Raw genomic sequence first — 10,363 nt, 5'->3', positions numbered from 1 at the left:
TCGTCGGTGAGCTTGCCCCACTGCTGCTTGGCGCGGCCGGTGAGTTGTTTCCAGTTGCCTTGAATGGTGTCCCAGTTCATGTGATGTCCTTTGGTTGGGGCGGCTTCCACGAGCACGGTTGTGCGTGCCGCCTGAACCGTTTTTATGCGCTGACTGCGCGGAGGTCTGTGCGCCAAGGCACCGACACCACCCGACCACGCGCCCATGCTGCGTTCAGCGGCCAACCCGGCCCTGACGACCTGAAAGACATTTCGATGAACACCACCACGCCATCCTTTGCCCCCTCCACGGTGTCGACGCCGGCCTTGCCGGTCCGCACGCCGGCGGTGCGCTGGCTCGGCCTGACCGCCGTCACGGCGCTGGCGCTGACCCTCATGGCCTGCGCCACCAGGATCCCCGCTCCCACGCAAGAGCTGGCGCTCTCGCGAGCCGCGATCGACGCCGCTGCGCGCGCCGGTGCTGCCGAACTCGCACCCGCCGAGTTGACGCTGGCCCGCCAGAAGCAGGCCATGGCCGACACCGCCATGACGCAGGAGCAACACGACCGCGCACTGATGCTCTCGCACGAAGTGCAGGTGGATGCGCGTCTGGCCGAGGCCAAGGCCCGCAGCCGACGTGCCGACCGCGCCGCCAGTGAGCTGCGCGAAGACGGCCGCGTGCTGCGCCAGGAAATCAACCGAACGGCGCCCCAGTGAGCACCCGACCCACACCCCACACTCCCCAGGACAACCCCATGAAGCCCATCCACCGATTCGCACTTTCCCTCACCGCACTGGCCATCGTGGCCGGCTGCAGCACCACGCCGCCGACCAACGTCAGCCTGGAGCAGGCACGGGAAGATTTCCGCACCGTGCAAGCCGATCCGCGCGCACAGAACCAGGCCCCCGCCGAACTGCGCCAGGCGTCGGACGCCCTCAACGCGGCCAACGCCGCGATGAACAGCGGTGCCGACGTGGCCCAGGTGAACCACCTGGCCTACGTGGCTTCGCAGCGCGCGTCCATCGTGCGCGAGACGGTGAACTTCAAGACCGCCGAGCTCAGCGTCGCCAACGCCGGTGCCGCGCGCACCAGCGCCCAGCTGCAGGCCCGCACCCAAGAGGCCGACGCGGCCCAACGCGCTGCCGCCGAGGCGCAACGCAGTGCGAGCACCGCGCGCACGGACACCGCAGAAGCCCAGCGCCAGACCGCGCTGGCGATGGAGCGCAACCGCCTGCTCGAAGCCCGCATGGCCGAACTCAACGCCAAGCAGACACCGCGCGGCTTCGTGATCACGTTGGGCGATGTGTTGTTCGACGTGGACCGCTCCTCACTCAAGCCGGCCGGCATGCGCATGGTGGGCCAGCTGGCCGAGGCGATGAAGGCCGACCCGCAGCGCAGCGTGCTGGTGGAAGGCTTCACCGACAGCACCGGTGCCGACGCCTACAACCAGACCTTGTCCACCGAACGCGCGGACGCCGTGCGCGTGGCTTTGCTGGGCCAGGGCATTGCATCCAGCCGCGTGGCTTCGCGCGGCTACGGCAAGGCCAACCCGGTGGGGTCCAACGACACCGCCGCCGGCCGCCAGATGAACCGCCGCGTCGAGATCGTGCTCTCCGACGCGGGCGGTCAGATCCAGGCGCGCTGAGCGCCACACCTCCCCACGCTTGCAACCCAACGGAACACCCATGAACACCACCACCCAACCGCTTGACATCAACCTGCTGCGCAAGAGCGCGCGCCAACACATGGAAGAGGGCGCCGTGACCGCCGGCTACAGCGCCGACCGCACCGAGGTCATTGCCACGCTCAACAGCGCACTGGCCACCGAACTGGTGTGCGTGCTGCGCTACCGTCGCCACCACTTCATGGCCAGCGGCATCCATTCGCACGCCACGGCGGCCGAGTTTCTGGTGCATTCGAACGAAGAGCAGGGCCACGCCGACCAGCTGGCCGAGCGCATCGTGCAGCTCGGTGGTGAGCCCGACTTCTCGCCCGATTCGCTCACGCGCCGCAGCCACGCCGAGTACGTCGAAGGCGTCACGTTGAGCGACATGATCCGCGAGAACCTGGTGGCCGAGCGCATTGCCATCGACAGCTACCGCCATGCCATCGAATCCCTGGGCAACGACGACCCGACCACCCGCCGCCTGCTCGAATCCATCCTCGCGGTGGAAGAGGAGCATGCCGATGAACTGGCCGACCTGTTGACGCAGGTGCCGGCGAAGTCCAGCTGATGCAAGGAACTCCCATGAAGAAGTCTCCAGCACAGGACGCCCATCTGGGCACCGGCGGCGAACTGCACCAGCACGCCAACGCGGAACACCCACCGCTGACCACACAACAAGGTCTGGTGGTCTCGGACAACCAGAACTCGCTGCGCGCGCACCCCCAGGGCCCGACGCTGCTGGAAGACTTCATCCTGCGGGAGAAGATCACCCACTTCGACCACGAGCGCATTCCGGAGCGCGTGGTGCACGCGCGCGGCACCGGCGCGCACGGTTACTTCGAGCTCACGCATTCGCTGGCCGGCTACACCACGGCCCAGGTGCTGACCGAGGTCGGCGTGAAGACGCCGGTGTTCTCGCGCATTTCCACCGTGGCCGGCGGTTCCGGCTCGTCCGACACGCCGCGCGATGTGCGCGGTTTTGCGATCAAGATGTACACGGCCCAGGGCAACTGGGACATCGTGGGCAACAACATCCCGGTGTTCTTCATCCAGGATGCGATCAAGTTTCCCGATCTCGCGCACGCGGTGAAGATGGAGCCCGACCGGGGCTTTCCACAAGCCGCATCGGCGCACGACACCTTCTGGGATTTCATCTCGCTCACGCCCGAGTCCATGCACATGGTGATGTGGATCATGTCGGACCGCACGCTGGCGCGTTCGCTGCGCATGATCGAAGGTTTCGGCGTGCACAGTTTCCGGTTGATCGATGCCCAGGGCAACCCCACGTTCGTGAAGTTCCACTGGCGACCCAAGCTGGGCATGCAGTCCACCGTGTGGGACGAAACCGTGAAGATCGCCGGCGCCGACCCGGACTTTCACCGCCGCGAGCTGTTTGAGGTGTTGGGTGCGGGCGAGGTGGCCGAGTGGGAGTTCGCGGTGCAGCTGTTCACGCAAGCCGAGGCCGACAAGTTTCCATTCAACCACCTCGACGCCACCAAGCTGATTCCCGAAGAGCTGGTGCCACTGCAGGTGATCGGGCGCCTCGTGCTCGACCGCTGGCCCACCAACTTTTTTGCCGAGACCGAGCAGGTGGCGTTTTGTCCCTCGCACCTGGTGCCCGGCATCGATTTTTCGAACGACCCGCTGCTGCAAGGCCGCCTGTTTTCGTACCTGGACACGCAGCTCTCGCGCCTGGGCTCAACGAACTTCGCGCAGCTTCCGATCAACGCGCCCCAGTGCCCGTTTGCAAACCAGCAGCGCGACGGTCACATGCAGATGGCGCAACCCGCGGGACGCGTGGCCTACGAGCCCAACACGCTGTCGCCCGACGCGCCGCGTGCGGACCATGCCAAGGGCTTCACCAGCGTGGCGCTGGACGAAGGCGGCGAACGCGGTCGCGTGCGTGCGGCCAGCTTTGCCGACCACTACAGCCAGGCGCGCCAGTTCTGGATCAGTCAGAGCGAACCCGAGCAGGCGCACCTGGCCTCGGCGCTGGTGTTCGAGCTCTCCAAGGTGGAACACCCCCACGTGCGCGAGGCCATGGTGGCCCACCTGCTGGTGATCGACACAGCCCTGGGGCAGCGTGTGGCCGATGGCTTGGGCATGGACGCCCTGCCGCCAGCGGCCACACCGGCCCAGCCGGTGCAGGACCTGGCACCGTCGGCGGCCTTGAGCATCATCGACAACGCCCAAGACACCCTGGCCGGGCGTTGTGTCGCCATCCTGGTGGCCGACGGTTCGGACGGTGCGGCCATTGCGTCGCTGAAGAAGGCCGTGGTCGACGCGGGTGCCCGCGTGAAGATCGTCGCACCGCGCGTGGGCGGCATCACGCTGGCCAACGGCAAGAAGCTGGCGGTGGATGGGCAGCTGGCCGGCACGCCGTCCGTGTTGTTCGATGCCGTGGCGCTGGTGCTGTCGGACGCCGCGGGCCAGACCTTGAGCCGCGAAGCAGCGGCGGTCGACTTCGTGCGCGATGCGTTCGGCCACCTCAAGGCCATTGCCACCGATGCCGGGGCGCAGGCCCTGCTCATGGCCAGCGGCATCGAACCCGACGCCGGCGTGGTGGCTGTGGGCGATGTCGAGGCGTTCCTGAAGGCGGCCGCCACCCGCCAGTGGGCGCGCGAGAAGTCGGTGCGCACGCTGGCGTGACCGGCTGCGAGCGGACCCAGGCACGGCGCACAGGGGTGCGCAGCCCGGGGTCTGAACGGTGAGCAACGCCCAGTGGTTTGCGCTGGTGGGCGCCTTGCTGCTCGTGATCGGCGTGGCGTCCACCCTGCTCAAACGGGTGCCTGTCACCTCCGCCATGCTGTACCTCGGGGTGGGCCTGTTGCTCGGGCCCACCGGTGTGGACGCGTTCCGGTTCAACCCGCTGCGCGAAGCGCCGCTGCTGGAGGTGTTGACCGAAGTGGCGGTGTTGATATCGCTGTTTTCGGCGGGCGTGAAGATGCCCGTGCCCTTTGCTGTCGCGGCATGGCGCGCACCGCTGTTGTTGGCGACCCTGTCGATGGCGCTCACCGTGGGCCTCGTGGCAGCCTTTGCGTTTTATGCGCTGGGCCTGCCGCTGGGCGCGGGCATCTTGCTCGGGGCCATCGTGGCCCCCACCGACCCGGTGCTGGCCACCGACGTTCAGAGCCGCCACCCTGGCGACCGCGACCGCTTGCGCTTCACGCTCACCAGCGAGGCCGGCATGAACGACGGCACCGCGTTCCCGTTCGTGATGCTCGGCCTGGGCCTGCTCGGTCTGCACGATCTGGGCGAAGTTGGCGTGCGGTGGCTGCTGGTGGATGTGGTCTGGGGCATCGCGGGAGGCGTTGCGATGGGGGTGTTGGCGGGCTGGGCGCTGGCGCGCCTGGGTTGGTGGTTGCGCGGGGCACAGCAAAAGCGCCACCTGCTCGACGACTTTCTCGGCTTGGGCCTGATCGCGCTGGTGTACGGCGTGAGCCTGCAGCTGCACACCTTGGGATTTCTGGCCGTGTTCTTCGCTGCGGTGGCACTGCGCCAGACCGAGATGAAGCTGTCCGCACGGGCTGCGCAGCAGGTGGTGGCGGTGCCGGTGGATCTCCCGTCAGAACCACCCCCGTCCGTGAGCGGCGGCTCGCTGGTGTTCAAGGAGCACCTGGAGCGCTTGTCCGAGCTGTTGCTGGTGCTGCTGCTGGGCGGCTCGCTCTACCTCGATTCCTGGAGCTGGTCGGCCGTCGGCCTGGCGCTGTTTTTGTTTGGCGTGGCGCGCACGCTCAGTGTGTTGGTCGGCTTGTTCGGCACCCGCACCCCGCGACGCATGCTGGGCATGACCGGCTGGTTCGGCGTGCGCGGCATCGGCTCGCTCTACTACCTGATGTACGCCATCCAGCACGGCCTGCCCGAGCCGCTGGCGCTGCAGCTGATGCATTTCACGCTGATCGTGGTGGCCATGTCCATCGTGCTGCACGGCCTGAGTGTCAAGCCGCTGATGAACCTGGTGTGGCGGCGCGGGGCCGCCTGACTCCACCTACACGGCGTTCAGTGCCGCGTTCCAGGCAGCCACTTCCGCGGGGGTATCTTCCGCCGCCATCAGCGCACGCACCACGCCCACCGAGCCCACGCCGCTGGCCAGCACCGCCGGCAGCGAGGCCTGGTCGATGCCGCCGATGGCCACGCGCGGGTATTCGCGCAGCAGCTTCGAGTACACGGCGAGCCGGCCCGTGCCCTGCGGCGCGGTGGCCATCTGCTTGAGTGTGGTGGGGAAGACCGCGCCCATGGCGATGTAGCTGGGGCTGTGCTGGTCGGCGATCAGCATCTCGGCGTAGCCGTGCGTGCTCAGGCCCAGGCGCAGGCCGGCGTCCCGGATGGCCTTGAGACTGGCCGGTGTCATGGCCTGCAGGTCCTCCTGACCGAGGTGCACGCCGTACGCACCGGCCTCGATGGCGAGCGCCCAGTGGTCGTTGATGAACAGGCGCGCGCCCGTGCCTTGCACGCCCGCCACGGTGGCCATGACCTCGGCGCGAACCGCTGTGGCATCGGTCGACTTGAAGCGCAGCTGCACGGTGGGCACACCGGCGCGCGCCATGCGGATGGTCCAGGCGGCGTCCGGCATCACGGCATAGAGGCCCAGCGATGCCGGGCAGGGTTCGAACGCGTCGGAGCGGGGCCAGGGGCGCATGCCGAAATCGGCGGGCTCGGTGGGCCACTGCCCGGGGTGGAATTCACCGGTGCGCAGCGCCTGCCGCGACCACGCCTGCGCCACGCACAGCGCATCGGCTGGCACGAAGCCCAGGCGGTGGGCCGCCAGCAAGGCCGCGGCAAACACGAGATCGCCCGCATCGCCTTTGAGCGCTTGAGCCAGCGGCTCGACGGGCAGGGCGAGCGTGGTGTGGTGGGCGAGCACGATGGACTGCGCCATCGCCTCCACGTGCATCGACTGGTTCAGCTCGGTGTGGCGTGTGACGATCATGGGTGGTGCCAGAAGGGGGTGCCGAGCACCGGGGTGCTGGGTTGCGCACTGTCTTGTGGCTGCATCGCGCCCGAGCGGTAAGCCGCTCGACCGGCCCGCACGGCATCGGCGAACGCACCGGCCATGTCGACCGGGGACTGGGCGAGCGCCACCGCGGTGTTGAGCAACACCGCATCAAACCCCCACTCCATCACGGTGCAGGCGTGGGACGGCAGGCCCAGGCCGGCGTCCACGATCAGCGGCACGCTCAGGCGCTCTCGCAGCAGGCGCATGGCGTAGGGGTTGACCGGGCCGCGGCCGGTGCCGATGGGCGCGGCCCAGGGCATCACGGCCTGGCAGCCCACGTCGACCAGGCGCTGGCACAGCACCAGGTCTTCGGTGCAGTAGGGCAGCACCTTGAAGCCCTCGTTGATCAGCTGGCGCGCGCAGTCCACGAGGTTGAGCGTGTCGGGCTGCAGGCTGTAGTCGTCGCCGATGAGTTCGAGCTTGATCCACGGCGTGTTGAACACCTCGCGCGCCATCTGCGCGGTGGTGATGACTTCCTGCGCGCTGTGGCAGCCGGCGGTGTTGGGCAGCACCGGCACGGCGAGGTCTTGCAGCAGTTTCCAGAACGCGGCGCCGGCCTCGGGCTGCACCGCGCCCTGGCGGCGCAACGAGGCGGTGAGCATGGCCGGCTGGGCGCGTCGCGCGGCGGCTTCCAGCGTGGCGGGCGAGGGGTAGCGCGAAGTGCCGAGCATCAGGCGGCTCTGGAACACCTCGCCGTAGAGGATCAGCGGGTCGTCGTGGGTCGGTGGGTTGGTCATGTCCATGGCGGTGTTCCTCAGCCTCCCGTGATCGGGGCAATGATTTCGATGCGGTCGCCTTCGGCCAGCACACGCGCCGCGTAGGAACTGCGGGGCACGAACTGCAGGTTGACCGCAGCCGCGAACACGGCCGGCGGATCGCACACACGCAGCGCGTCGGCCAGCGAGGCGCCTTCGGGCAGCTCGAGCGGTTCCTGGTTGATCAAGACGTTCATGGGGAGTTCAGTGGACCGTGTGCTGGAGCGACAGGCCCCATTGTTCGGCCAGCGCGGAGTGGCCATTGTCCATCGCCTGCAGCGCGGCATCGAGCATGGCCGGCGCGATCAGGAAACCGTGGCGGTACAAACCGTTGATCTGCATGCGGCGCGGCCCGCTCAGGCGGATCTGGGGCAGGTTGTCGGGCAGGGTGGGGCGCAACTGCACGCCCATCTCGATGATGCGCGCTTCGCCAAAACCGGGGTGCACGGTGTAGGCCGCGCTCAGCAGCTCCAGCGTGGAGCGCACGCTCGCGGGCGAGAGGTCGTCCGACTCGATTTCGGTGGCGCCGATCACGAACATGCCACCCGGCTTGGGTGCGATGTAGAGCGGGTAGCGCGGGTGCAGCAGGCGCGTGGGGCGCGAGAGGCTCACGCCCGGCGCGTGCACCCGCGCCACCTCGCCGCGCACGCCGCGCAGCGCGCCCCACTGCGGCTGGGCACCGAGGCCGCGGCAGTCGAACAGCCAGGAGTCGGGCCCGGGGTTCACCTCGTCGGGCATGCGCGGGCTGTTCCAGTGCACGGTCACACCGAGCACCTGCATCTGGTGGGCGAGCGCAGCCAGCAGTTCGCGGTTGTCGAGCTGGCCTTCATCGGGCAGGTAAAGGCCTTGCGCAAACCGGTGTTCGAGCGAAGGCTCCAGCGCGGTGAGTCCGGCCGCGTCCATGCGCTGCGCGTGTGGCAGCGAGGGCAGGGCGGTCGAGGTGCGCGCGAGCTGGCCCGAGAAACGTTCGGCCTCGGCGGTGTCCTGCCGGTGCCACAGCACCACCGTGCCGCTTTGCTGAAAGAACACCGGCTGCGCCAACGCACCCAGCAGCTGCGGCCAGCGCTTCAGCGCGTGCTGCCCCATGCGCACCACGGGGAGTTCGGTCACGGCCGATTCGGCCAGCGGCGCGAGCATGGCCGCGGCCACGCGCGCGGCGGCGTTCTCAGCCAACGGGCCGCCGGCGTCGAACACCTCGACCCGGTGGCCGCGTTGCGCCAGCGCACAGGCCAGCAGCCGGCCCATGAGGCCCGCCCCGAGCACCACGGCGGTGGAATTTTTTGCGATCGTCATCAATGTCCTTGAGCGCTGCCACAATGCGCGCCATGCCTCATCAAGCTCCAAGCGAACCCCAACGCTACACGCGCGTCCTGTCCATCGCCGGCTCCGACAGCGGCGGCGGTGCCGGCATTCAGGCCGACCTGAAAACCTTCGCGGCGCTGGGCTGCTACGGCATGACGGCGATCACCGCGCTGACCGCGCAGAACACCCTGGGCGTGAGCGCCATCCACGGCGTGCCGCCCGAGATGCTCAAGGCGCAGTTGTCTGCCGTGTTCGACGACATTGGTGTGGACGCGGTGAAGATCGGCATGCTGCACGCGCCCGACATCGTGCGCACGGTGGCCTGGGCCCTGAAGCATTACCGGGTGCAGCGCGTGGTGCTCGACCCGGTGATGGTGGCGACCTCGGGCGACACGCTCATCACCCCTTCCACGGTGCAGGTGCTGGTGGACGAGCTGTTCCCGCTGGCCACCGTCATCACGCCCAACCTCGATGAAGCCGCCTTGCTGCTCGGCCGCACCATCAGATCGGCCGGCGAACTCGAAGCCGCCGCGCGCGATCTGCTCGCCATGGGTGCACCCGCGGTGTTGCTCAAGGGAGGGCACCTGCCAGGCATGGAGGTGGCCGATCTGCTGGTGACCGGTCCCGGTCCGGCACAGCGCCTGGTCTCGCGCCGCATCGAGAGCCGCAACACCCACGGCACGGGCTGCACCTTGTCGTCGGCCATCGCATCGCACCTCGCGCTGGGTCAGCCGCTGGACCGCGCGGTGGCGCTGGCCCGTGCCTACATCCTGCAGGCCATCGAACAGGGCGCCGACGCGTACACCGGCGCTGGTCACGGGCCTTTGAACCACGGCTTCGCGCCCGTGGCGCAGCACAAGCGCGCACGGGACTGAAGCGCCGAGCGGCCTGACCATCAGGCCCGGGCGGGGGTGAGGCCACCCGCGTTGCGCGGCCGCGAAAGCGCGGCCAGCGTGAAGGTCAGGGCCAGCGTGGGCAAGGCCGAGCCCAGATCGGGCGCGTATTGCTTGAGCAGGTGGTAACAGGCAATGCCGGCCACCCACACCGCCGCCGCGCTCCAGTCCACCGTGCGTGCGGTCACGCTCGGCACCACCGCACCGCTGCCCAGTCGGCCCAGGATCACGCCGTAGAGCGGCACGAACACCGAGCTGAGCAACAGCAGGAACGGCTCGATCGCGTGGATCGGCAGGAACAGCGCCAGCACCGTGCACACCGCCGCAAACGCGAGACCGGCGCGTTGGATGCTCCAGCGCGGCTGCAGGCTGTGCACCGAGACCGCGCCCGAGTGCGCGTCGCCGTAGGCGTTGTCCATTTCGTCCAGCAGGATCAGGCCGAGCGCGATCAGGCCACCTTGTGCGAGCAGCAAGGCGCCCACCAGATTCGTGCCCGGCTCCACCGTGCTGACCACCAGCACGCCCAGCGCGTAGCACCAGATGTTGGCCAGCGCATAGCCCAGCCAGGTGCCGCCCAGCGTGGTGGCGGCCCGTTTGCCGTGGCGAGCGTAGTCGGCCACCAGCGGCAGCCACGACACCGGCATCGCCATCACCAGGTCCATGGCCGAGAACAGGCCCATGCCACCGGCGCCCGGGCGGTTCCAGAAAGCCTCAAAGCCTTGCGCCTGCAGGCGCGTGCCGAACTGCCAGGTGAGCCAGGCCAGCGAGGCGA

10 protein-coding genes and 2 pseudogenes are annotated in these 10,363 nt (G+C 68.8%); 6 read left to right on the top strand and 6 right to left on the bottom strand.

Annotation, left to right across the window (positions count from 1 at the left end; all coding sequences use genetic code 11):
• Window positions 1-80, bottom strand: a pseudogene (locus Q1W68_RS18395) (general stress protein CsbD); the annotation flags it as partial.
• Window positions 81-254: 174 nt separating this feature from the next.
• Between Q1W68_RS18395 and Q1W68_RS07625 the strand changes: the two are divergent.
• Genes Q1W68_RS07625 through Q1W68_RS07605 form a run of 5 tightly spaced genes read left to right on the top strand, consistent with a single transcriptional unit; the run spans window position 255 to window position 5,627 of the window.
• On the top strand, window positions 255-695 hold the full coding sequence (locus Q1W68_RS07625) for a DUF4398 domain-containing protein (RefSeq protein WP_300648865.1): 441 nt from the start codon (window positions 255-257) through the stop codon (window positions 693-695).
• 38 nt (window positions 696-733) lie between these two features.
• Complete coding sequence (locus tag Q1W68_RS07620; protein ID WP_300648866.1) at window positions 734-1,624, top strand: OmpA family protein; 891 nt, start codon at window positions 734-736, stop codon at window positions 1,622-1,624.
• Window positions 1,625-1,664: 40 nt separating this feature from the next.
• Window positions 1,665-2,213 carry a ferritin-like domain-containing protein gene (locus Q1W68_RS07615; protein ID WP_300648868.1) on the top strand — a complete coding sequence of 183 codons (549 nt, stop codon included), beginning with the start codon at window positions 1,665-1,667 and terminating at the stop codon, window positions 2,211-2,213.
• A 14-nt stretch (window positions 2,214-2,227) separates the two neighbouring features.
• Window positions 2,228-4,294, top strand: a complete 2,067-nt coding sequence (locus Q1W68_RS07610) for a catalase (protein WP_300658624.1) — start codon at window positions 2,228-2,230, stop codon at window positions 4,292-4,294.
• Between the two features lie 58 nt (window positions 4,295-4,352).
• Window positions 4,353-5,627, top strand: a complete 1,275-nt coding sequence (locus Q1W68_RS07605) for a cation:proton antiporter (protein WP_300648872.1) — start codon at window positions 4,353-4,355, stop codon at window positions 5,625-5,627.
• A gap of 6 nt (window positions 5,628-5,633) precedes the next feature.
• Here Q1W68_RS07605 and Q1W68_RS07600 read toward each other — a convergent pair whose 3' ends face one another.
• Genes Q1W68_RS07600 through Q1W68_RS07585 form a run of 4 tightly spaced genes read right to left on the bottom strand, consistent with a single transcriptional unit; the run spans window position 5,634 to window position 8,689 of the window.
• A complete protein-coding gene (locus Q1W68_RS07600) occupies window positions 5,634-6,575 on the bottom strand; it encodes a thiamine phosphate synthase (RefSeq protein WP_300648874.1) in 942 nt (313 codons plus the stop codon).
• The gene (locus tag Q1W68_RS07595; protein ID WP_300716036.1) at window positions 6,572-7,378 is read right to left on the bottom strand and encodes a thiazole synthase; all 807 of its coding nucleotides are present in this window, start codon (window positions 7,376-7,378) and stop codon (window positions 6,572-6,574) included. Before Q1W68_RS07595 ends, Q1W68_RS07600 begins: the two co-directional genes overlap by 4 nt.
• 17 nt (window positions 7,379-7,395) lie before the next feature.
• Window positions 7,396-7,593: a sulfur carrier protein ThiS gene (gene thiS, locus Q1W68_RS07590; protein ID WP_300716035.1), complete on the bottom strand. Its 198-nt coding sequence runs from the start codon at window positions 7,591-7,593 to the stop codon at window positions 7,396-7,398.
• A gap of 7 nt (window positions 7,594-7,600) precedes the next feature.
• Window positions 7,601-8,689: an FAD-dependent oxidoreductase gene (locus tag Q1W68_RS07585; RefSeq protein WP_300716033.1), complete on the bottom strand. Its 1,089-nt coding sequence runs from the start codon at window positions 8,687-8,689 to the stop codon at window positions 7,601-7,603.
• Window positions 8,690-8,721: 32 nt separating this feature from the next.
• On the opposite strand from Q1W68_RS07585, the gene thiD reads away from it, so the two are divergent.
• Window positions 8,722-9,573 (top strand): bifunctional hydroxymethylpyrimidine kinase/phosphomethylpyrimidine kinase, encoded by an 852-nt coding sequence (thiD, locus tag Q1W68_RS07580; RefSeq protein ID WP_300648880.1) that lies wholly within the window; start codon window positions 8,722-8,724, stop codon window positions 9,571-9,573.
• Window positions 9,574-9,593: 20 nt separating this feature from the next.
• Here thiD and Q1W68_RS07575 read toward each other — a convergent pair.
• A pseudogene (locus Q1W68_RS07575) lies at window positions 9,594-10,363 on the bottom strand (allantoin permease); the annotation flags it as partial.

The organism is Hydrogenophaga sp. (genome assembly GCF_030158645.1).
Classification (GTDB): domain Bacteria; phylum Pseudomonadota; class Gammaproteobacteria; order Burkholderiales; family Burkholderiaceae_C; genus Hydrogenophaga.
Note: the sequence above shows the minus strand (reverse complement) of the source record. Positions and strands in the feature narration are given on the sequence as shown.

Excerpts from the sequence above, each read along its gene's own strand:
- Q1W68_RS07625 (WP_300648865.1), top strand. The coding sequence starts at position 255 with ATGAACACCACCACGCCATCCTTTGCCCCCTCCACGGTGTCGACGCCG.
- Q1W68_RS07620 (WP_300648866.1), top strand. The coding sequence starts at position 734 with ATGAAGCCCATCCACCGATTCGCACTTTCCCTCACCGCACTGGCCATC.
- Q1W68_RS07615 (WP_300648868.1), top strand. The coding sequence starts at position 1,665 with ATGAACACCACCACCCAACCGCTTGACATCAACCTGCTGCGCAAGAGC.
- Q1W68_RS07610 (WP_300658624.1), top strand. The coding sequence starts at position 2,228 with ATGAAGAAGTCTCCAGCACAGGACGCCCATCTGGGCACCGGCGGCGAA.
- Q1W68_RS07600 (WP_300648874.1), bottom strand. The coding sequence starts at position 6,575 with ATGATCGTCACACGCCACACCGAGCTGAACCAGTCGATGCACGTGGAG.
- Q1W68_RS07595 (WP_300716036.1), bottom strand. The coding sequence starts at position 7,378 with ATGACCAACCCACCGACCCACGACGACCCGCTGATCCTCTACGGCGAG.
- thiS (WP_300716035.1), bottom strand. The coding sequence starts at position 7,593 with ATGAACGTCTTGATCAACCAGGAACCGCTCGAGCTGCCCGAAGGCGCC.
- Q1W68_RS07585 (WP_300716033.1), bottom strand. The coding sequence starts at position 8,689 with ATGACGATCGCAAAAAATTCCACCGCCGTGGTGCTCGGGGCGGGCCTC.
- thiD (WP_300648880.1), top strand. The coding sequence starts at position 8,722 with ATGCCTCATCAAGCTCCAAGCGAACCCCAACGCTACACGCGCGTCCTG.